19 protein-coding genes are annotated in these 20,429 nt (G+C 63.3%); 15 read left to right on the forward strand and 4 right to left on the reverse strand.

The annotated features are described in order from the left end of the window. The coding region (locus ABWP50_RS04410) for a di-heme-cytochrome C peroxidase (RefSeq protein ID WP_353216782.1) at positions 1–1,563 on the forward strand (1,563 nt) is incomplete at its 5' end. A gap of 184 nt (positions 1,564–1,747) precedes the next feature. Continuing rightward, positions 1,748–2,749, forward strand: a complete 1,002-nt coding sequence (locus tag ABWP50_RS04415) for a trypsin-like serine peptidase (protein ID WP_353216783.1) — start codon at positions 1,748–1,750, stop codon at positions 2,747–2,749. Between the two features lie 161 nt (positions 2,750–2,910). On the opposite strand, the gene ubiG is transcribed toward ABWP50_RS04415, so the two are convergent. Further along, on the reverse strand, positions 2,911–3,654 hold the full coding sequence (ubiG, locus tag ABWP50_RS04420; protein ID WP_353216784.1) for a bifunctional 2-polyprenyl-6-hydroxyphenol methylase/3-demethylubiquinol 3-O-methyltransferase UbiG: 744 nt from the start codon (positions 3,652–3,654) through the stop codon (positions 2,911–2,913). A gap of 104 nt (positions 3,655–3,758) precedes the next feature. Here ubiG and ABWP50_RS04425 point away from each other — a divergent pair, with 104 nt between their 5' ends. Genes ABWP50_RS04425 through ptsP form a run of 3 tightly spaced genes read left to right on the forward strand, consistent with a single transcriptional unit; the run spans position 3,759 to position 8,322 of the window. Beyond that, positions 3,759–5,006: an aspartate kinase gene (locus ABWP50_RS04425; RefSeq protein WP_353216785.1), complete on the forward strand. Its 1,248-nt coding sequence runs from the start codon at positions 3,759–3,761 to the stop codon at positions 5,004–5,006. After that, positions 5,003–6,061 carry an NAD(P)H-dependent flavin oxidoreductase gene (locus ABWP50_RS04430; RefSeq protein WP_353216786.1) on the forward strand — a complete coding sequence of 353 codons (1,059 nt, stop codon included), beginning with the start codon at positions 5,003–5,005 and terminating at the stop codon, positions 6,059–6,061. The genes ABWP50_RS04425 and ABWP50_RS04430 overlap by 4 nt, the downstream gene beginning before the upstream one ends. Next, complete coding sequence (gene ptsP / locus ABWP50_RS04435) at positions 6,061–8,322, forward strand: phosphoenolpyruvate--protein phosphotransferase (RefSeq protein WP_353216787.1); 2,262 nt, start codon at positions 6,061–6,063, stop codon at positions 8,320–8,322. Before ABWP50_RS04430 ends, ptsP begins: the two co-directional genes overlap by 1 nt. Before the next feature lie 180 nt (positions 8,323–8,502). Here the strand turns inward: ptsP and ABWP50_RS04440 are convergent, their stop codons facing one another. Continuing rightward, positions 8,503–8,946 (reverse strand): YciI family protein, encoded by a 444-nt coding sequence (locus ABWP50_RS04440; RefSeq protein WP_353216788.1) that lies wholly within the window; start codon positions 8,944–8,946, stop codon positions 8,503–8,505. 70 nt (positions 8,947–9,016) lie between these two features. Between ABWP50_RS04440 and rpmB the strand changes: the two genes are divergently transcribed. Continuing rightward, on the forward strand, positions 9,017–9,307 hold the full coding sequence (rpmB, locus tag ABWP50_RS04445; RefSeq protein ID WP_353216789.1) for a 50S ribosomal protein L28: 291 nt from the start codon (positions 9,017–9,019) through the stop codon (positions 9,305–9,307). Here the strand turns inward: rpmB and ABWP50_RS04450 are convergent. Further along, entirely contained in the window at positions 9,304–10,413 is a 1,110-nt protein-coding gene (locus tag ABWP50_RS04450) for an esterase-like activity of phytase family protein (RefSeq protein WP_353216790.1), read from the reverse strand. The two genes, rpmB and ABWP50_RS04450, sit on opposite strands and share 4 nt — an antisense overlap. Before the next feature lie 46 nt (positions 10,414–10,459). Between ABWP50_RS04450 and recQ the strand changes: the two genes are divergently transcribed. After that, the gene (gene recQ, locus ABWP50_RS04455) at positions 10,460–12,271 is read left to right on the forward strand and encodes a DNA helicase RecQ (protein ID WP_353216791.1); all 1,812 of its coding nucleotides are present in this window, start codon (positions 10,460–10,462) and stop codon (positions 12,269–12,271) included. A gap of 151 nt (positions 12,272–12,422) precedes the next feature. Next, a complete protein-coding gene (locus ABWP50_RS04460) occupies positions 12,423–12,818 on the forward strand; it encodes a hypothetical protein (protein WP_353216792.1) in 396 nt (131 codons plus the stop codon). Positions 12,819–12,844: 26 nt separating this feature from the next. Here ABWP50_RS04460 and ABWP50_RS04465 read toward each other — a convergent pair whose 3' ends face one another. After that, positions 12,845–14,326, reverse strand: coding sequence for an ABC transporter substrate-binding protein (locus ABWP50_RS04465; protein WP_353216793.1), 1,482 nt, complete (start codon positions 14,324–14,326; stop codon positions 12,845–12,847). An 82-nt stretch (positions 14,327–14,408) separates the two neighbouring features. Between ABWP50_RS04465 and ABWP50_RS04470 the strand changes: the two genes are divergently transcribed. The 7 genes from ABWP50_RS04470 to ABWP50_RS04500 form a co-directional block, all read left to right on the forward strand. Then, positions 14,409–15,383, forward strand: coding sequence for a cysteine synthase A (locus tag ABWP50_RS04470; protein WP_353216794.1), 975 nt, complete (start codon positions 14,409–14,411; stop codon positions 15,381–15,383). Positions 15,384–15,405: 22 nt separating this feature from the next. Beyond that, the gene (locus ABWP50_RS04475; RefSeq protein WP_353216795.1) at positions 15,406–15,705 is read left to right on the forward strand and encodes a hypothetical protein; all 300 of its coding nucleotides are present in this window, start codon (positions 15,406–15,408) and stop codon (positions 15,703–15,705) included. A 454-nt stretch (positions 15,706–16,159) separates the two neighbouring features. Further along, positions 16,160–16,621 (forward strand): division/cell wall cluster transcriptional repressor MraZ, encoded by a 462-nt coding sequence (locus tag ABWP50_RS04480; protein WP_353216796.1) that lies wholly within the window; start codon positions 16,160–16,162, stop codon positions 16,619–16,621. After that, positions 16,618–17,625 carry a 16S rRNA (cytosine(1402)-N(4))-methyltransferase RsmH gene (gene rsmH / locus ABWP50_RS04485; protein WP_353216797.1) on the forward strand — a complete coding sequence of 336 codons (1,008 nt, stop codon included), beginning with the start codon at positions 16,618–16,620 and terminating at the stop codon, positions 17,623–17,625. The genes ABWP50_RS04480 and rsmH overlap by 4 nt, the downstream gene beginning before the upstream one ends. Positions 17,626–17,669: 44 nt before the next feature. Further along, positions 17,670–18,149, forward strand: a complete 480-nt coding sequence (locus ABWP50_RS04490; RefSeq protein ID WP_353216798.1) for a hypothetical protein — start codon at positions 17,670–17,672, stop codon at positions 18,147–18,149. Then, complete coding sequence (locus tag ABWP50_RS04495; RefSeq protein WP_353216799.1) at positions 18,149–19,906, forward strand: peptidoglycan D,D-transpeptidase FtsI family protein; 1,758 nt, start codon at positions 18,149–18,151, stop codon at positions 19,904–19,906. Before ABWP50_RS04490 ends, ABWP50_RS04495 begins: the two co-directional genes overlap by 1 nt. A gap of 17 nt (positions 19,907–19,923) precedes the next feature. Further along, positions 19,924–20,429, forward strand: a 506-nt coding sequence (locus tag ABWP50_RS04500; RefSeq protein WP_353216832.1) for a Mur ligase family protein, incomplete at its 3' end; no start/stop codon positions are given.

The raw sequence follows: 20,429 nt of genomic DNA on the forward strand, positions 1-20,429 counted from the left end.
CTAAGTTATACGAAATTTCGTTGGTCTAAAAATCAGAAAGAAAAGGCTCCTTGGGTTGGTCTTAATTGCTCGGCTTGCCACACCACCGAGATTACCCACAATGGGAAGCCCTTTCGTGTCGATGGCGCTCCGACATTGGCAGACTTTCAAGATTTAACCGATACGCTGCTGGTGGCACTCAAAACAACACAGGCGGATTCGTCCAAATTTCAACGTTTTTCGGATCGAGTGGCGCTTTCTGAAAAGAGAGTGAATTCGGAAAGTGATTCCCGAAAATTAAACGGCGCACTCCAACAGCTTATCGCTTATTTGGGTGGAATAGATTCTTACAATGTGGATTCCGATGTCGATAATGCCTATGGGCATGGACGTCTTGATGCTGTCGGACATATTTTGAACAAAGTCGCCTTTTTGAACAACGCAACGTCTCAAATTCGTGGCAAGCCTGACGCCCCTGTGAGCTACCCATTTATTTGGAACACACGGCAGCAGGAATTTGTCCAATGGAACAGCCTTGTTCCAAACAGCATAGCGAAGATCGGGGCATTGAAAATCCCTGTCGGATCATTGGTAAGAAATACAAGCCAGTCGATTGGCGTTTATGCGGACGTGACGCTTAGAGAGAAGGCGAAGGCCAATGGGTATTATTCAAGCGTTTTCATTGGCAATCTTTATGACATAGAAAACCAACTCGCATCCTTGATGTCGCCAGCTTGGCCTGACGAATTTGGACAGCCTACCAAAGAAGACATTGCGGCAGGAAAAAAGTTATTCAACGAAGTGATGTTTGATGGCAAAACGACATGCGCTTCCTGCCATAGCGATCTTAAAAGGACAGATTTGAAAACGCCCATCAACCACGTAGCGACGCCAGTGTGGGGCGCCAATGGCGTGGGCACGGACCCTTGGATGATGTGTAACGCTTATACCTACGTTGCAAAAAGTGGGGTGTTGAAAGGAACAAAACAATCAATCCTGGCCGGCGAGGAATTTGGAGACGAAAATTACACCCGGACGTTCTTGCAGACGCAGGCAATCGGAATCCTTTTGCGCAACAAATTCGAAGTCTTGCGAACAGCGGCGCTTGAAGCGCTTGGTATTGAACCTGAGATATTTACAAATCAGAGCGCGGCAGTCACCAATCCTGTTGAATTGAATGGGCAATTGAGCAAAGAAAAGCGACTGGCGCAGTGTATGGCGGATGCTGAGACGGCCGAAAAGGCCCCGGCCGGCGATGAAAAGAAGCGGATACTCGCATACAAGGCGCGTCCTTTGAACGGCATTTGGGCGACAGCTCCCTTTCTTCACAATGGATCTGTCAAGTCGCTGACAGAGTTGCTCCTGGAACCGTCAAAGCGCGCCAAGGCATTTTGGGTGGGCAACCGAGAAATCGATACAGTGAATGTTGGGTTTGTGGACGCCCCGGCTACCCCGGCCAATCGGTCGTCTCTTTTCAATTCAGAAAAGGGCAGTGGAAACTCCAACCTTGGGCATGACTATGGAAATGCTCGGATCAGTGCAGACCAGCGTAGGTTGCTGGTGGAGTATATGAAGTCCCTCTAAGTAGGCTATCGGCCGATCTGGATGTCCAGTTATCGGCGATCCGGTCTCGAGGCCCGGAAGGAAGCGGGTAACATTTGCTCAGGGTGGCACATCGTCTTCCTCGGCGCTCTCGTCGTAGATCGAGGCGCTGGGATCAATCCCAATTGACTGTAGAAAACAAGCACTGGCCGCAGAGGATCAGGACATGACCACGGAGCGCAAGGGCCGTCGAACATCAAAAGCCAAAGTTGAAGTTGCGGCGCCCCCGGCATTCGACAAGGGCCTCAGGACATTGACAGGCTTGCCGGATCCTGAACCGGCCCCCCTGTCACCGACAGCTGCATCTTCCGTTCCAGCCACGGAATTTCTGTCTCTAGGCCGAATGATGGAAACGCATGGGGGTAGCACCTTGGAGCACGTCCCGGGGTTCGACAGAGCGAGAGCTCGAAATCACGGTCTCCTGCCCATGAATGCCAACCCAGTTAAAGATGTTCAAAAAGCCAACAAGTCCAAAGTTTTTGAGTCGCAGGGGGACAGCGTTGGGCATGAGCTTGTGGAAATTGACGATACAACTGGCCTCCCGTGGCGATGCATTGCACGGTTGGAAATTACGTTCAGCGACGGTTCCAAGGACATAGGCACAGCCTGGTTTATGAGCGACCGCTGCCTGGGTACAGCTGCTCATAATATCTTTAGCCACCGCGAAGGTAAGGGCATGGCAGTCGAAATCATTGTCTCACCGGCGTTTGATGGCGCCGTTGCGCCGTTTCGAAGTTTCAGTGTTTCAGAGACTTACTGTGATAGCCGATGGCTTGAAGGCAACGACGATCCAGAATTTGATTTTGGTGCATTGAGATTGGCCAGTTCGGCCGCAGGCCACGCGTTGGGCAATTTTGGATTTGCAAGTTTCGAAGACAAGCAATTTCGAAAATTGCAGGTCAATATTTGTGGCTACGCCAATGATCGATTCCCGAAAAGTCAGTATTATTCTGGCGGCCGATTGCTCAAATCTAACAGGAAAGCTCTTTTGATCTATGATTTCGAGACAGCGGGCGGCATGAGTGGCGCACCTGTTTTTGGGCTTTTTGGACAGCAGAGAATTGTCGTTGGCATACATATACAGGGTTCCGAGGATCGCGGCCGTGCCAGAAGAATTGATCCGGAAGTATATAAGGCCCTCAGGACCTTTGCTGATAGGCCAGCCTGATTGACTGATCTATAATTTTAAGCGGTGGCTTTTTGATACTCCACTGTAAATCGAGTAACATCAGTTCAACGATCTGGCGGCGAGGGAATATTGATTTTCTTATTTAATAAATAAATATTCATAATATGATTTAAAATCAGATATCCGTTTGCCAGTGCGATTTATACTTGGCACGCTTTCATTGCAGACAGGAAATAATTCACCGAAATAACGCTGCCGATATGAAAGCCCTTGCCGGGCCGCCAGGTCAGGCCGCTGGGCTCGCCCGGTGTCAGGCCGGCGTTGCTGAGCGCTTCCGCCAATTCGGCGGGGGTGAAGAAGCGGTTCCAGTCGTGGGCGCCGCGCGGGATGCTGCGGGTGATATATTCGGCGCCGGCGATGACGACAGCCCAGCTGGCCGGGGTGCGGTTGGGGGTGGAAAATACCGCGAGGCCGCCGGGTTTGAGCAGGCTGGCAATGGCGGCGAAAAAGGTATCGCGGCCGGCGACATGCTCGACGACTTCGAGGCAGGTGATGAGATCATAGTGTGCGCCGGTGGCCGCAAGATCTTCGACCGGAATGTTGCGGTAATCAATGCTCAGGCCGCCGGCGGCGGCGTGCTTTACAGCAACTTCGATGTTTTGCGCGGCGGCATCTATGGCGCTGGTGGCAACGCCCATGCGCGCCAGCGGCTCCGCCATCAGGCCGGCGCCGCAGCCGACATCCAGCGCCGACAGGCCAGCAAGCGGCCGGCGGCTTTTGGCGTCCAACCCGAAATGCGCCAGCGCGAGCCCACGAATATGCGCCACCCGCACCGGCGTGATGCGGTGCAGCATTGCCGAGCTGCCCTTCGGATTCCACCAATCATCGGCCAGCGCGCCAAAGAAGGCGGCTTCGTCGGGATTGATGCTGGCGGCAGTGGTCATCTTTGCTTGGCCTCATGAAAGCTGTGCCTTGCTTGCCAATGCCCGCCTTGCTTCCTATCAGGCAAGCGCAATAGTGGCGCACAGGCAAAGGGAAGCTGCCGGACATGGCCCGGATCGTGATGAAATTTGGCGGCACGTCGATGGCGGGATCTGAGCGGATTCGCGCCGTGGCCGTACGCATCAAGCGTGAAGTGGATGCCGGCCATCAGGTGGCCGTGGTCGTGTCCGCCATGGCGGGCACCACTGACCAGCTGGTCGGCTATTGCCGAGAAGCCTCACCGTTGGCCGATCCGGCCGAATATGATGTTGTGGTTGCCGCCGGTGAACAGATCACATCGGGGCTGCTGGCGATCACGCTGCAATCATTGGGCGTTTCGGCGCGCAGCTGGCTGGGCTGGCAATTGCCGATCCGCACCACCGCCGCGCACAGCGTGGCCCGGATCGAGGATGTCGGCACGGCGGCGATCCTGGACAGCATGGCGGCCGGCGCGGTGGCGGTGGTGCCGGGCTTTCAGGGCCTCACCGCCGATGGCCGCCTGACGACGCTGGGCCGCGGCGGGTCGGACACGTCGGCGGTGGCGCTGGCGGCGGCGCTGAAGGCGGATCGCTGCGATATCTACACCGATGTTGACGGGGTATACACCACCGATCCGCGCATAGTGCCGCGCGCCCGCAAGCTGCAGCGTATTACATACGAGGAAATGCTGGAACTGGCCAGCGTGGGTGCCAAGGTGTTGCAGACACGGTCGGTGGAACTGGCCATGAAGGAAAAAGTGGTGGTGCAGGTGTTGTCGAGCTTTTCCGATGCGCCCGGCACGCTGGTGGTTGACGAGGATGACGAGATGGAACGCGAATTGATCGTGGGCGTGGTGGCCGATCGCAACGAAGCCAAGGTGACTCTGGTGCGCGTGCCCGACAAGCCCGGCGTGGTGGCCGGCATCTTTGGCCCGCTGGCCGATGCCAACATCAATGTCGACATGATCGTCCAGAATATCGCCAAGGATGAAGGCACCACGGATGTGACCTTCACGGTGCCGCGTTCGCAATTGCCGGCCTCCATCGATGTGCTGGAAAAGGCGCAGGGCGCGATTGGTTTTGCGCAATTGCTGCACGACGATACGGTGGTGAAGATTTCCGTGGTTGGCGTGGGCATGAAAAGCCACGCCGGCGTGGCCGCGACCATGTTCCGCGCGCTCGCCAGCCGCGGCATCAACATCCAGGCGATCACCACTTCGGAGATCAAGGTGAGCGTGCTGATTCCGCAGGATTATGTGGAACTGGCAGTGCGTGTGCTGCACACGGCCTATGGCCTGGATGGGCCGATCGGAACGGATGCGGAGACGGACATATGAGCAATACCCCGCATCTGGACGCCGCATCGGCGCGCGGCCGCGCCTTTCTCGGCACCCGCCACGCCATCATGGCCGGCGCCATGACCTGGGTGTCCGAACGCAATCTGGTTTCGGCGATTTCCAACGCCGGCGGCTTTGGCGTCATTGCCTGCGGATCAATGCCGCCGGCCATTTTGGAAGCCGAGATCATTGCCACGCGGGCCCTCACCGACAAGCCGTTCGGCGTCAATCTAATCACCCTGCATCCGATGATGGAGGAATTGATCGATATTTGCGGCCGGCAAGGCGTGACCCATGTCGTGCTGGCCGGCGGCCTGCCGTCGGGCGCGGCGATTGCCCGGATCAAGGGCTTTGGTGCCAAATTAATGTGCTTTGCGCCCACCGCCGCGCTGGCCAAGAAACTGGTGCGGTCGGGCGTCGATGCCATCGTCATCGAAGGATCGGAGGCCGGCGGCCATATCGGGCCGGTCAGCCTGACCGTGCTGGCGCAGGAAATCCTGCCCGTCATCACCGACGTTCCGGTATTTGTGGCGGGCGGCATCGGGCGCGGCAACGCCATTGCCGCGTATCTGGAAATGGGCGCATCCGGTGTTCAACTGGGCACGCGCTTTGCCGCGTCCACCGAAAGCGTCGCGCACGACAAGTTCAAGGCGGCATTTGTGCGGGCCAGTGCGCGCGATGCGCTGTCGAGTGTGCAGGTCGATCCGCGCCTGCCGGTGATCCCGGTGCGCGCCCTTAAAAACGCCGGCAGCGAGGCCTTCAACACCCGCCAGCGCGAGGTGGCGGCGGCCGTAGACCGCGGCGAGATGGACTTGGCGGCGGGGCAATTGGCGATCGAACATTACTGGGCCGGCGCGCTGCGCCGCGCCGTGGTGGACGGCGATATCGACACGGGCAGCCTGATGGCCGGCCAATCGGTGGGCATGGTCACCAGCGTGCAGCCGGTGGCCGAGATCATCGCGGAATTGACCAGTGAAGCCGAAGCCGCAATTGCCCGGCGCGCAGTGCCTGCAACGCCTGTAACCCCTGCAACCCTCAGCGACGTGGCTGCCTGATGCCGCCAGCCAGCGCCGCTCGCAAGATCCTGCGCCGCCTTCACGATGTGATGGCCGGCAAGGCAGCCGCGCAGGCCAAGCTCAACCAAGTGGTCAAGATTGCTGCCGACGAACTGGGCAGCGAAGTGGCATCGATCTATCTGCTGCGGGACGGCGTGCTGGAGCTGTTTGCCACCTTTGGCCTGGCCCAAACCGCTGTGCACGTGACGAAATTGTCGATGGGCCAGGGCCTGGTCGGCAACATCGCCGCCCGCCGCGAACCACTCAGTCTGGCCGAGGCCAAGGCGCACCCGGATTTCGCCTATCGCCCGGAAACCGGCGAAGATGATTTTCACAGCTTTTGCGGCGTGCCGATCGTCCGCCGCGAAGCCGCCATCGGCGTATTGGCCGTGCAGCATCTTGAACCGCGCGATTACACCGAAATCGAAATCGAAGGCCTGCAAACCGTTGCCATGGTGCTGTCGGAGCTGATTCACAGTGCCGGGCTGGTGGATGATGCCCAGGCCATGCGCATGCGCGCGGCCAATTCCGGCCCGCTGCGCATGAACGGCCTGAAACTGGTGGATGGGCTGGCGCGCGGCGTGGCGGTGTTTCACCAGCCGCGCGTGGTGGTGGAACACACGGTTGCCGATGATGTCGATGTGGAACGCACCCGGCTGGTGGAAGCGTTCGGCCGCATGCGTGCCCAGATCGACACGATGATGGGCCAGGCCGAATTCGTGGCCGGCACCGATCACCACGAAATCCTCGAAACCTACAAGATGTTTGCCTACGACGAAGGCTGGTCGCGGCGCATCAACGATGCCATCGAAACCGGATTGACCGCCGAAGCCGCTGTGGAAAGCGTGCAATCGCGCAACCGCAAGCGCATGCGGAGTATCGATGATCCCTACTTGCGCGAACGACTGACCGATCTTGATGATCTTTCCAATCGCCTGCTGCGCACGCTGTCCGGCCAGCTCAGCACGGCGGCGCAGCTGGGATTGCAGAGCGATGCCATATTGATCGCGCGCAATCTGGGGCCAGCGGAACTGCTGGAGTATGACAAGCGCCACCTGCAAGGCGTGGTGCTGGAAGAAGGCAGCCTGACGGCGCATGTCATCATCGTGGCGCGCGCCATGGGCGTGCCGGTTCTGGGCCGGGTCGACCAGTTGTTTGCCCAGGTGAACGACGGCGATGAGCTGATTGTCGATGCCGGCAATGGCGCGCTGCTGGTGCGGCCCACCGCCGCCACCATCAAGTCCTATCAGGCCATGCGCGTGCTGAAGGCGCGGCAGGCCGAACAATGGGAACGCGTGCGCGATCTGCCGGCAATTTCCAAGGATGGCCGCCAGATCGCCCTCTACATGAATGCCGGGCTGCTTGACGATGCCGCGTCCATTGCACTTGCTGGCGCCGATGGCATCGGGCTGTTTCGCACCGAATTTCAGTTTCTGGTATCGGCCACACTGCCGCGCCGCGAACGCCAGCAGGCGCTTTATCAGGGCGTGCTGGCCGCCGCCGGGGACAAGCCGGTGGTGTTTCGCACCGTCGATATCGGCGGTGACAAGGCCGTGCCCTATCTGGCCGGCGGCGAAGAGGATGAAAATCCGGCGATGGGCTGGCGGGCGCTGCGCCTGGCGCTGGGCCGCACCGGATTGATGAAGGTGCAGGCGCGGGCACTGCTGGAGGCCGCGGCCGGGCGCACGCTTTCGGTGATGTTCCCGATGGTATCCGAACCCTGGGAATTTGCCGAAGCCCGCGCCCTGATGGAGGCGCAGCGCGAACGCCTGGCCGCTGCAGGCCGGGCCGTGCCCACCGATGTGCAGTACGGCGCCATGATCGAAGTGCCGGCGCTGATCGAGCAGCTCGATGTGCTGCTGCCGATGACCGATTTCGTGTCCATCGGCACCAACGATCTGACGCAATTTCTGTTTGCCGCCGACCGGGCCAATCCGCGGCTGGCGGATCGCTATGACTGGCTGTCCCCGGCGATCCTGCGCGTGATCCGCCGCGTGGTGTGCGCCGCTGCGCAGCATGACGTGCCCGTAACGGTGTGCGGCGAAATGGGTGGCCGCCCGCTGGAGGCGCTGGCGCTGATCGCGCTGGGTGTCGATCGACTGTCGATCACCCCGGCCGGCATCGGCCCGATCAAGGCGATGATCCGTGTCGCAACGCTGGCCCCGCTGGCCGATATGATGCTCGGCTGGCTGGCAGCGCCGGGGGTGAATATACGGGCGGAATTGCTCAGCGCGGCCAAGCGGCAGGGGCTGAGTTTTTAGGGACAGTCCGCCCCTCGCCTCTGGCGGGAGAGGCGATTCGTGCGCCAGCGCGGCGGGTGAAGGGGCCGGAGTGGCTGAGCCACGCGGTCGGCGCTGTTCTGCCGGCCTGAAGGCCGTCAGCCAGCCCGGCCGGCCTTGCGCGTGTCCGCGCCTATCGCTGCGCGATAGACGCTGCCCGCGCTACGGTAAAACTTTGTGCCAATTCGTCACCGATCGGCTCTCGAACAACCCCGCCACATGATATGGATCAGCATTGGCAAAAGCGATGGCCGCATCGCGGTCTTCAAAATCCATGATCAGCAGCGAACCCATTGCGCGGCCATCGGGGCGCAGCAGCGGGCCGGCAACCAGCACCTGGGCCTTATGGTCATCGATATGCGCCAGATGCGCCGAACGCGTCGCCGCGCGCAAGTCGGCGGCTTCGGGTTTGTCGATGCAATGAATGGCGAACCAGGGCATGGCGCTGTTCTGCACGGCCCGATGCGCGGCGTCCAGCCCCGTTGGATGCCGTATTTCGTCTGAGCGGGCAGGACAGCAGCGGCGGTTCATGCCAAAGGGTGACGCCCAAGGTTGACGATCAGGGTCGGCTGGGTTATGCGCCGCTCCCTGCTGTGGATGGGTCATTTTTGGCGTGTTCGCTCATACAGATTCGACCCGCATTTCCATCAAGCTCGTTACTACAAGGACTACCGCCATGTCGCGCGTTTGCGAATTGACCGCCAAGGGCCGCCAGGTCGGCAACAACGTGTCCCACGCCAACAACAAGACCAAGCGCACCTTTCTGCCCAATCTGCAGAACGTCACGCTGATTTCCGATGCGCTGGGCCGCAGCGTGCGCCTGCGCGTCTCGATGAACGGCCTGCGTTCGGTCGAGCATGTTGGCGGCCTCGACAATTGGCTGCTGAAGACCAGCGACACCTTGCTGTCGCCGCGCTGCGCCAAGCTGAAGAAGGAAATCGGCAAGAAGCAGGCCGTCGCCGCTTAAGGCGCGGCCCAATTCGCAGGATTGCGGCGGCCGGGGGCATCCTCCGGCCGCTTTTTTGTGTGCGCCGGGGGTAAAGGGGCGGCCGCCAGCCAATCCGGCAATTCCAGCCGCAACAGCAGGTTGCGCTGCGTGCTGGAATAATTGTCATCCGACACGAGATACAGCGCCAGCTGATTCGATTCGCGCACCAGCGCCGCGCCTTCCATATTGTCCACCGGCCAGGCCGATGCCCGGTCCCAGCGGAGCAACAGCCGGGCTGGCACAGCAGTGCCGCCGGCGCGCAGCACGCCGGCATCGATCACACTGAGTGCAGCTGCCGTTTCGATGCCGGTAAAGCGGCGGTGCAGCAGCAGCACGCGGTTATCATCGAGCACGGCGGCATCGGTGATCGCAAAGCCTGGCAGTCCCCGCACAGTGACGGCACGGCCGCGCCCGCCAGCTGCAGTGAACACGCTGCTATGCACTCCGGCGCGCGCATGTTCCGGCAGCCACAGCACGGCGCCATCGGGCCACAGCGCCAGCGCCTCACCGCCGCCATTTGCCTGCCAGCGCATCGCATCGCTATGCCAGCGTGTGGCCAGCAGCCGGCGCGGCGGTATGCCTTGATACTGGCCGATGCGGTGCTGCTGTTCAAAGCTGACCAGCGTATCGCCAGCTGGCGTGATCGCGGCGGCTTCGGCGTCCATCTCATATTTCTCGGCACCGGGCGAGGCCGGCAAGCTGCCCATGCTGGCATCCGCCACGCCTACCAGCCGGGCAACACCCTTCTCCGGCGCCAATACCGGCCGCATCAGCAGCCAGCGGCCACTGTCGGTTACGGCCAACAGGCGGCCATCGGGCAACGCGGCCAGGCCCGACAGCCCACCGAAATCCGAATCAGGGCTGGAAAGCGCCAGTGCTCCGGCCAGGCGGGTGCCATTCAGCATCACCGCGCTGCCCGGCAATTGCACGGCGGTGATGGCGATGGCGCGCGCCATTTGAACAGGCGCGCTGCTGCGCGAAGGGCGCAATTCGCTCCAGATCACCCAGGCCGCCCCTGCGAGCACGGCAACAAGCAGCCCCCATTCCAGGATTGATGCCGATTTTCGTGTTGACCGCCCCGCCATGCAAAAGCCCATAGCAGCCGCGCCCGCCAGCGGCTATCGACATGCCATGACCCCACACGACGTGCTGCAGCGGGTGTTCGGCCACGCCGAATTTCGCGGGCCGCAACTTGATATTATCGCCGACATCCTGGCCGGGCGCGACGTGGTGGCAATCATGCCCACCGGCGCCGGCAAATCCCTGTGCTATCAGATTCCGGCGCTGATCCGTCCCGGCACGGCGCTGGTGATTTCGCCATTGATTGCCCTGATGGAAGATCAGGTGCGCAGCCTCAAAGCAGTGGGCGTGCGCGCCGCCACGCTCAACAGCCAGGCCAGCGACGGTGACCAGGTGTGGCGGGCGATGAACGATGGCCAGCTTGATCTTCTTTATGTGTCCCCCGAACGCGCGCTCGGCGATGGCTTTGGCCAGTTGGTGCAGCGCACGGAAATTGCCCTGATCGCCATCGACGAAGCCCACTGCGTCTCGCAATGGGGCCATGATTTCCGGCCCGAGTATCGCCGGCTGCGGCCATTTTGCGATGCCTTGCCGGGCGTGCCGCGCATCGCGCTGACGGCCACGGCTGACCGCGAAACCCGCGCCGATATCGCCCGCCAACTGGGCATCGGTGATGACCGCGTGGTACTGTCGGGCTTTGATCGGCCCAATATCCGCTATGATGTCGCCGGCCGGGACAATCTGCGCCAGCAAATCCTGGCGTTCATGGCGGATCATCCGGGCCAGGCCGGCATCATCTATGCCCCCACCCGCGCCGCCACCGAAAAAATCTGCGCGTGGCTCACTGATGCGGGCATGAACGCCCGCCCCTATCATGCCGGGCTGGAACCGCTCACGCGCAGCCGGCACCAGGCCGATTTCGTGGCATCGGAGACCATGGTGATGGTGGCCACCATCGCGTTTGGCATGGGCATCGACAAACCTGATGTGCGCTTTGTGCTGCACGCCGGCCTGCCCAAATCGATCGAGGCTTATTATCAGGAAACTGGCCGCGCTGGCCGCGATGGCGATCCAGCGGTGGCGCATCTGATGTGGGGCGGCGACGATGTGGCGCGGCTGCGCGGATTCATTGCGGCTGGCGACGGCGATGATGCCCGCAAGGCCGATGAAACAAGGCGCATGAACGCCTTGATCGCCTTTCTGGAGACGCCAGGCTGCCGGCGGCGCGAACTGCTGCGCTATTTTGGCGATGAGCCGCCGAAACGCTGCGAAAACTGCGACAATTGCCTGAATCCGCCGCTGCTTACGGACGCGACCGAAGCCGCGCGCAAATTGCTGTCGGCGGTGTATCGCACCGGGCAACGCTTTGGCATCGGGCATCTTGCCGATGTGCTGATGGGCAAATCATCGGAGAAAGTGCTGAAATTCCGGCACGAACAGGCCAGTGTGTTCGGCATCGGCAGCAGCTGGCCGGCTGACCAATGGCGCAGCCTGTCCCGCCAGCTTGAAGCCGCAGGAGCGTTGGCGCGCGATCCGGAACATGGCGGGCTGGTGCTGGGGCCGGAATCGCGGCCGATCCTGAAAGGCGAAGTGCCGGTTCAGCTGAAACAGGCGGCGGCGCAGGCGGGGGCAAGATCAAGATCAGCCAGCGGCCGCAGCCGTGATGGCGCCGCAGCGCCAAGCGCCGCGGCGCAGGTTGCTGCGGGTGATCAGGGCGTGTTCGATGCGCTGCGCCAGCGCCGCCGTGAAGTGGCAGCGGCCGCCGAAGTGCCGCCCTATGTAGTGTTTCACGATTCAACGCTGCGCGAAATGGCCCGCCTGCGCCCGCGCACCACCGCCGACATGGGCAAGGTGCCCGGCGTGGGCGCCACCAAGCTGGAACGCTGGGGCGCTGATTTTCTGGCAGTGATCGCGCAGTTTTGATGGGCTTGGCGCTCTTTTGAGCGGCCTGCTCCGAACGCTTCATCACCGATTTGACCACTGCCCAACCCAGCAAGCCAAACGCAGGCTTGATCATCGGCCATGGCCGGGCGCATCATCCCCTACCGAAGCCCACCGCCAAGGAGATTGCGCAATGACACGCCCCCAGCATGTTCGTCCTTGGTTCGCACCTGCTGTGATGGCGGCCGCCGCTGCATTGATTGCCGTGCCAGCTGGCGCGCGGAACGGCCTGCAATTGACCAATCAATCCAGCGCGAAGCCGGACGTGCCCTGGCAGTCCACCCCTGCGGCGGGCAACAAACAATCGCAGCCCGTGTTGTACGAATATGACGGCAAGCAATATCCATCGCTCAACGAATGCCTGCGCGCCAAGAAGCGCGCCAAGGTGCGGGCGGCCATCGCCGGCGCAGTGATTGCTGGCGCTGGCGCGGCGCTTGCCGGCGGCAATGCCGGCGAAACGGCGCTGGTTGCCGGTGCCGGCGCGTTGGCTGGCCGCGAAATCGGCCGCGCGGCCGCCAAACAGTGCTGATCCGCTGAGTCCAAGCCCTTGCGCAATCAGGCGCCCGCCGGCCTGATTCGCGCCAGCGGGTGATGGCCGGTGGTGTTGGCCTGAAAGCCGGTCACGCCGCGTGCCACCAGCGCCCAGCGCACAGGGCGCAGCAGCGGAATGAAGGCTGGATCGGCCATCAGCGCCGCTTCGGCGGCCGTTAGTGCGGCTGCGCGGGCGGGCAGATCATTGCCGGCACTGCGCGCCTCCGCCAGCAGGGCATCCGCAGCGGCGCTGCACGGCAACGCGCGGCCGCACCGCCAGCGCGAAAGATGAGCCACCGCATCGGGCACCCGCACGCCAAGTTCCTGCAGCGCAAGATCATGGCGCGGGACGACGCGATTGCCGCGATTGCCGCCACTGCTGCCATTATGCCTACCCCGCACGATTTTCAGCACGATGCCCAGCGGCCGCAAGCGGCTGGCCAGTTCGTCGGCAATCAAGCCGGCCTCGGCACCGGACGCCGCCAAAAGGGTCAATTGCAGCGGCCGGAGCGGCTGGTCTGGGCCATAACCGGCCGCCGCCAGCAGTTCGGCTGCCTGCGCCAGTCGCTCGGCGCGCGGCAGCGACCGGGCGTCGCCGGGCACCGGCAGCCCGTCCCACAGGCGATTCTGCGGCTGCAATGCCGAAAGAGCCATGCGATTGGCCAGGGCCGCGCCATCGGCCGCAAGCAGCAAGGCACGGCGCAGGTGCGGATCGGCCAACGCGCCCTGCCCCGGCATCACCGCCGCCGGCATGATCGCCAGGCCGATCACCCCGTGCACCGCTTCCACCACGAGGGCGCGGCCGGTCGCGCCGGTGCGCGCCGTGGCCAGCCCGCCCAGCCCTTCCCCCAGCACCACCTGTAGCTCTCCACTGGCAAAGCGGCGCGCTGCGGCTGCTGCGTCCGGGCGCTCGATGATGATGCGTGCGGCCTGTGCAATGGCCAATGGCGCATCGGCGCGCCGCAGCAGCGTGATCACGCCGGCTGATCTGGTTTGCACATACAGGCCCGGAAACGCCGCGCCGCGCCGATTGCGCACCGCCAATGCCGGCTGCGCCAACCAGTCCAGCAAAAATGGCGTGGCCGGGCGCGGCAGCAGCTCCACAACGCGGGTGATGGGCGCGCGCACCGTGCCGCGCGCCGCCAGTCCCGCATCCGCCAGCACGGCGCGCGCCGCGGCATCGCGCGGCCGGCGCAAGCTGGTGACGATATCGGCCGCAACCAATTCCTGGCCACTGGCAACGGGCGCGCCAGCAGCAGCCGGCCAGCGCTGCGGTGCCAGCCGCAGGATCACCGAATCGCCTTCGTCCAAAAAGCGCCAGCTGGTCGCCAGCCCGGTGGCCAGTTCGCCGGCCGGCCCGTGCCGCAGCAGGGTGGCGCTGCTGGCCTCAGCGGCCAGATCGTCCGCCAGCGGGCCTTCGCCGATCACGGCCACGGTCAACACGCCGCCCGGCGGCGACCTGCAGCCAGCCAGCAGCAACAGCAGCAAGAGCAGGATTCTTGACATTACCAGCGCACTTTAGCCCGGCTTTGCCGCCGGGCAACAGAGCTTCCTTGCCGGTTGTCGGCCCCGGGGGTAGAAGTGGCCCATGATGATTGCCGCCGATATCACGCGCCTGATCGGCAACACGCCGCTGATGACACTGGCCGGGCCGAGCCGGGAAACCGGCTGCACCATCCTTGGCAAGGCCGAATTCCTCAATCCCGGCGGCAGCATCAAGGATCGCGCCGCGCTGGGCATCATCGATGATGCCGAAGAGCGCGGCCTGCTGCAGCCCGGCGGCATCATCGTGGAAGGCACCGCTGGCAACACCGGCATCGGCCTGACGTTGGTGGGCCGCGCGCGCGGCTACCGCACCATCATCGTCATGCCCGAAACCCAAAGCCGCGAAAAAATGGACACGCTGCGGGCGCTGGGCGCCGAACTGGTGCTGGTGCCGGCCGCGCCCTATGCCAATCCCGGCCATTATGTGCACACCTCGCGCCGCATCGCGCAGGAGACCCCCGGCGCCATCTGGGCCAATCAATTTGACAATGTTGCCAATCGCCTGGCCCATATTCGCACCACGGCGGCCGAGCTTTGGGAGCAGACGGACGGCAAGATCGATGGCTTTACCTGCGCGGTGGGCACTGGCGGCACGCTGGCCGGCGTGGCGCTGGGGCTGCGCGCCCAAAAGCCGGGCATCACCATCGCCTTGACCGATCCGGAAGGCGCGGCGCTGTACAACTGGTTTGCCAATGGCGAGCTGAAGGCGGAGGGCAGCAGCGTGTCCGAAGGCATCGGCCAGTCGCGCATCACCGGCAACCTGGATGGGCTGGCGGTGGACGCGCAATTTCGGGTGGGGGACTCCGAAGGCCTGCACTGGGTGCGCCGCCTGAACGATGAAGAAGGCATTTGCCTGGGCCTGTCATCGGGGATCAATGTTGCCGGTGCCATACGGTTGGCGCAGATGATGGGGCCGGGGCATATCATTGCTACCATCCTGTGCGACAGTGGGCTGCGTTATCTTTCAACGATTTACAATCCGGAGTGGCTTGCTGCCAAAGGCCTTGCCGCCACGTGAGCAGGCGGTTAACCTCAAGCTGATGGATATTTCCGGTTTCGAAGCGGGCGTGGACGGTGATCGTGGCAGCAACAGTGCCGCCGCGCCCGCGCCGCGCCAATTGCGCGGCAACATGGGTGCCAGTGGCATCAGTGTCAGTGGCATCAGTGGCCGGCGGCTGCGCTGGGGCCTCACTGGCCTGGCAGCCGTGTTTCTGATCGTGATGGCCGCCGCCGCTGGTCGCAGCCCGGCCGGCAACGATGCGCGGCCCGCTGGCGCGGGCGAGCCCTTGGCCGTGCTTGGCGTTGCGCCCGGCCCGGCGACCCACACCCGCCGGCCATGATGCCGGCACACAAGCAGGACGCGGCGCGCATTTATTCCGCCCAAACCATGCCCCGAACCATAGTCCGACTCGGGCCGAATCAATCGCCTGCCGGGGCACTTCGGCATCAGGCCAGCAGTGTCCAACCGGCATTGCGCAAGACAGGCCTGCCAGCCCGGCCTGTAAATCCATCCACAACTTTATCCACACCCCAAGGTAAAACCAGAACACAAAACGAACATCCGCCCAATTGGTGCAAATTGACGATGGATATCCCCAGCTGAGACCAACTTAGCCCATTAGAATCCATTGTTGACCATGCTGTCCCATGTTAAGCCACTTATCCACAGTGGGAATGGGTGGCATGTGGCCGATGTTTGCCGAACAAGCGCCAGTGCAGCGCCGGTAGCATCAGCCAGCCATCCTTCCCCGACGGGGGATTGGAGTGAACAACACATCCTACACTGGCTATTGCGTGAACGCGGTCGACGCGAAAAGTCGGCTGTCGATTCCGGCCCAGTTTCGGGATGTGATCACCGCCCGCACCGACGGCCGCCAAGTCATGCTGGGGCCAGGCCATGCCGATCGCCGCTGCCTGGTCGCCTATGATGAAACCCATTTTGCCAAGCTGAAGAGCGACTTTGATGCCCGTCACGGCGCGTCCAACAGCCCGGAAGCCTATGCCGAACGCGCCTTTCTGTTTGGTTCGACGCTCACATTGAGCATCGATGATGCCGGGCGGGTGGTGATGCCGGCCGGGATTCGCAAGGCCGGTGCCATCGCCAGCCATGTGCTGTTTGTCGGCGGATTTGAATATTTCGAACTGTGGGACCCGTGGTTGTTCATGGCCCACCCGCTGCTGCCAGCCAGCCAGCGCCTGCAAGTGGAAAGCGAGATGGAAACCCGCGGCCTCCCGCTGGAACGGCCCACCGCATGAGCCTGTGTGCCGCCCCCAGCAGCGCCAGCGCGCCGCATCTTCCGGTGCTGATCGGTGAGGTCATGGCGGCGCTCGCGCTGCAACCAGGCGATGTGTATGTTGATGCCACGCTCGGCGCTGGCGGCTATCTGCGTGCCGCGCGCGGGGTAAGCTTGGGCGGGGGGCTCGGCCATGCCTACGGCTTTGACCGCGATCCCGATGCCATTGCCCTCAATGCCGATCTGGCGGCGGCGGATGTAACGCTCATTCAGCGCCCGTTTGCCGAACTGGTCGCTGGCCTTGCCGATCACGGCGTGACCGCGGTGGATGCCATCGCGTTTGATATCGGCGTGTCGTCAATGCAGATCGACACGGCGGCGCGCGGCTTTTCGTTTCAGGCCGATGGCCCGCTGGACATGCGCATGAGCCAGGCCGGCATGAGCGCGGCCGATTTCGTCAACACCGCCGATGAGGCCGAGATTGCCGGCGTGCTGTTTCATCTGGGCGATGAGCGCGGATCACGGCGCATTGCGCGTGCGATCGTGGCGGACCGGGTCCAAAGCCCGTTTGCGCGCACCAGCGATCTGGCCGGGCTGATCCGCCGGGTATTGGGGCGCGCTGAGCCTGGCAAGGACCCAGCCACCCGCAGTTTTCAGGCGCTGCGCATCCATGTCAACGACGAGCTTGGCCAGTTGGAGGCAGGCTTGATCGCTGCCGAACGCCTGTTGAGGCCCGGCGGGCGGCTGGCGGTGGTGTCGTTCCATTCCGCCGAAGACCGGCGCGTGAAAAACTTCCTGCGCGACCGGTCCGGCGGTGCGCCGGCGGCATCGCGCCACCAGCCGCTGGCCATGCCCGGCGCTGCGCCAAGTTTTTTGCGGCCAGCCAAGGCGATACGGCCATCGCCAGCCGAAATTGCCCGCAATCCACGCGCACGCAGCGCCACCTTGCGCAGTGCGGTGCGCAGCAGCGCCGCAGCGTGGGGACCAGGTGGGGATACGCATTCTTCGGCAGGAGCAGCAGCATGAGGCAGTATTTTTCAGCGCTTGCGATGATTGCTGTCACCACGGTCGTGGTCGCAGGTGCACAGATCATCACCACAAAGGCCGCCGCCGAGCGCCGGGCTGTCACCAAGCTGAACATCGAACTGGTTGAAACCACTGTGCGCATCCGCGAGCTTGAGGCCGAATTGGGCACCCGCGCCGGCATGCCCGAACTGCAGCGCTGGAACGATGCCGTTTTCCAGCTGTCGGCGCCGCAGGGTGCGCAAATCCTGCATTCGCCGGTGCAATTGGCCGGGTTTGCCGCTCAGCCGGACGGTGCGCCAAGGGTGCAATTTGCCATCGCGGGCAGTGGCCTGCCAATCCAGCCGCCGGCTGCTGGCGCGGCTGCGCCCGGCGCGCAGCCAGCGCCGGCAACCCAGGCCGGCGCGCGCGTGGTGCAGACCAGTTTTGAGGGCCAGAAAGCCCCCTATGCGGCCCCCTATCCGGCTAATGATACGCTGCAGGCCGATGATCTGGCCGCGCTGCAGCCACAAGGCGGCGCCAGCTGATGGCCAGCATTCCCGGCCCAATCCCGCAACTGCCGGCATCGCCTGCAAACGCCCCGCCCGCACTTGGCGCCGGCGAGCATGTCACGGCCCGGGCGCAGGCCCGCCAGCGGCTGGCGTTTTTGATCATGTTGTTTCCGGTGCTGGTGCTGTTCGTACTGGTCCGGCTGATTGATCTGGCCGTGCTGCAAGGCCTACCCGAAGGCAGCAGCAGCACCATCAGCGCAGCGCCGCCGCGCGGCGATATCGTTGATCGCAACGGCGTCGAACTGGCGCGCACGTTCGAAGCCTATGCCATCACCGTGATGCCGAAGCGGCTGACATCCGATCCGGAATTGCTGGCCACGAAACTGGCGGAAATCCTGCCCGAACAAAGCCGCGACGCCATATTGGAAGTGCTGACCAGCGCGAAATCGCTGCGCTATCTGGCGCACCGCGTGCTGCCCGGCCAGGCCCAGCGCATCAACGATCTCGGCGATCCGGCCATCGAAATCGCCCGCGAGGCGCAGCGGCTTTATCCCAATTACAGCCTCGGCGCGCAGGTGCTGGGCTATACCGATGAAAAGGGCCACGGCCTGATCGGCATCGAGCGGGCCTTTGATGACCGGCTGGCCGACAAGGCCGCGCGCGCAGCGCCATTGACGCTTTCGCTGGATGTGCGCGTGCAGCAGGCCATGCAATATGAACTGGCCGCGCTGGTGGCCGATCAGAACGCCAAAGGCGCTGCGGGCGTGGTGCTCGATGTGGCCAGCGGCGAAGTGCTGGCGATGGTGTCGCTGCCGGATTTCAATCCCAATGTGCCGGGCCAGCGCGCCGATGGCACACGCTATACCAAGGAAAACGACGACGGCTCGCGCTTCAACAACGTGACCCTGGGCGCCTATGAACTGGGCTCCACCTTCAAGGCGTTCACCATAGCATCGGCGCTGGAAAGCGGCACCTTGACCAATTTGCAGAAGCAATATGATGCGACCCAGCCGCTGCACGTGGCCGGTTTTCGCATCCGCGACGATCACGCCAAGAACCGTTGGCTGACTGTGCCGGAAATCTTCATCTATTCCAGCAACATCGGCACGGCACGCATCGCCATGGAAGTGGGCCGCGACCGCCAGCGCGCCTTTCTGGACATGCTGGGCTTTCTAAGGCCGGTGGACATCGAGCTGAAGGAAAAGGCGCGGCCGCAGTTTCCGCCGCTATCCAACTGGGGGCAAAGCGCCACCATGACCATCAGCTATGGCCACGGCCTGACCGTGACGCCGCTGCATCTCGCTGCCGGCTATGCGGCGCTGGTCAATGGCGGGATTTATCATGCGCCCACGTTGCTGCGCCGCGACGGCGCCAGCGCGGTTTCCGGCCGCCGCGTGGTCTCAGAGGCGACCAGCGAACAAATCCGCCGATTGCTGCGGCTGGTGGTGACCAGCGGCACCGGCCGCCGCGCTGATGCGCCGGGCTACCGGGTGGGCGGAAAAACCGGCACTGCCGAGAAGATCGAGCATGGCCGCTATGTTCACGGCCGCAATGTGGTGAATTTTGCGGCGGCATTCCCGATGGATGCGCCGCGCTATGTCGTGGTGACGATGATCGATGATCCGCGCGGCAGCAAGGCCACCGCCGGCTTTCGCACCGCTGGTATGGTGGCTGCGCCGGCCGTGCGCCGCATCATCGAACGCATTGCGCCGCCGCTGGGGGTGGCGCCCGACAGCGGCCGTGATCTTGATCTGACCGGGCTGTTGCCGGCCCCATCCGAGGTGAAAGAATAGCTGTGGCGGCGGGCGGCATCCGGCTTGGCGATCTGGTGCCCGGCGGCGGCGACGCGGCTATCACTGGCTTTGCGCTGGATCACCGCAAGGTTGCGCCTGGCAATATCTTCGGCGCATTTGCTGGCGCCAGGGTGAATGGCGAGGATTTCGCCGCCGCTGCCGTGGCCGCTGGTGCCATCGCCGTGGTGGCGCGGCCTGAAGCCAGTGTCACCGGGGCGCTGCACATTGCCGATGCCAATCCGCGTGCGGTATTTGCGCAGCTGGCAGCGCGATTCTTTGCGCCATTCCCGGCGATCACGGTGGCGATCACCGGCACCAACGGCAAGACCAGCACGGCGGAATTGACTCGGCAGCTCTGGTATCTGGCCGGCCAGCGCGCTGCCAGCATCGGCACCTTGGGTGTCACCACCGGCCACGACCAGATCAGCGCAGGCAACAGCACCGGCGGGCTGACGACGCCCGATGTGGTGACATTTCTGGCCACCATGGCCGGCCTGGCCCGCGAAGGCATCAGCCATGCCGC

It is taken from the genome of Sandarakinorhabdus sp. (assembly GCF_040398645.1).
Lineage (GTDB): Bacteria > Pseudomonadota > Alphaproteobacteria > Sphingomonadales > Sphingomonadaceae > Sandarakinorhabdus.

What these genes read in the sequence shown, in the direction of transcription:
- ABWP50_RS04415 (WP_353216783.1), top strand. Translation starts at nt 1,748, where the DNA reads ATGACCACGGAGCGCAAGGGCCGTCGAACATCAAAAGCCAAAGTTGAA.
- ABWP50_RS04495 (WP_353216799.1), top strand. Translation starts at nt 18,149, where the DNA reads ATGGCCAGCATTCCCGGCCCAATCCCGCAACTGCCGGCATCGCCTGCA.
- rsmH (WP_353216797.1), top strand. Translation starts at nt 16,618, where the DNA reads ATGAGCCTGTGTGCCGCCCCCAGCAGCGCCAGCGCGCCGCATCTTCCG.
- ABWP50_RS04425 (WP_353216785.1), top strand. Translation starts at nt 3,759, where the DNA reads ATGGCCCGGATCGTGATGAAATTTGGCGGCACGTCGATGGCGGGATCT.
- ABWP50_RS04440 (WP_353216788.1), bottom strand. Translation starts at nt 8,946, where the DNA reads ATGACCCATCCACAGCAGGGAGCGGCGCATAACCCAGCCGACCCTGAT.
- ABWP50_RS04460 (WP_353216792.1), top strand. Translation starts at nt 12,423, where the DNA reads ATGACACGCCCCCAGCATGTTCGTCCTTGGTTCGCACCTGCTGTGATG.
- ABWP50_RS04465 (WP_353216793.1), bottom strand. Translation starts at nt 14,326, where the DNA reads ATGTCAAGAATCCTGCTCTTGCTGCTGTTGCTGCTGGCTGGCTGCAGG.
- ubiG (WP_353216784.1), bottom strand. Translation starts at nt 3,654, where the DNA reads ATGACCACTGCCGCCAGCATCAATCCCGACGAAGCCGCCTTCTTTGGC.
- ABWP50_RS04470 (WP_353216794.1), top strand. Translation starts at nt 14,409, where the DNA reads ATGATGATTGCCGCCGATATCACGCGCCTGATCGGCAACACGCCGCTG.
- ABWP50_RS04475 (WP_353216795.1), top strand. Translation starts at nt 15,406, where the DNA reads ATGGATATTTCCGGTTTCGAAGCGGGCGTGGACGGTGATCGTGGCAGC.
- rpmB (WP_353216789.1), top strand. Translation starts at nt 9,017, where the DNA reads ATGTCGCGCGTTTGCGAATTGACCGCCAAGGGCCGCCAGGTCGGCAAC.
- recQ (WP_353216791.1), top strand. Translation starts at nt 10,460, where the DNA reads ATGACCCCACACGACGTGCTGCAGCGGGTGTTCGGCCACGCCGAATTT.
- ABWP50_RS04450 (WP_353216790.1), bottom strand. Translation starts at nt 10,413, where the DNA reads ATGGCGGGGCGGTCAACACGAAAATCGGCATCAATCCTGGAATGGGGG.
- ptsP (WP_353216787.1), top strand. Translation starts at nt 6,061, where the DNA reads ATGCCGCCAGCCAGCGCCGCTCGCAAGATCCTGCGCCGCCTTCACGAT.
- ABWP50_RS04430 (WP_353216786.1), top strand. Translation starts at nt 5,003, where the DNA reads ATGAGCAATACCCCGCATCTGGACGCCGCATCGGCGCGCGGCCGCGCC.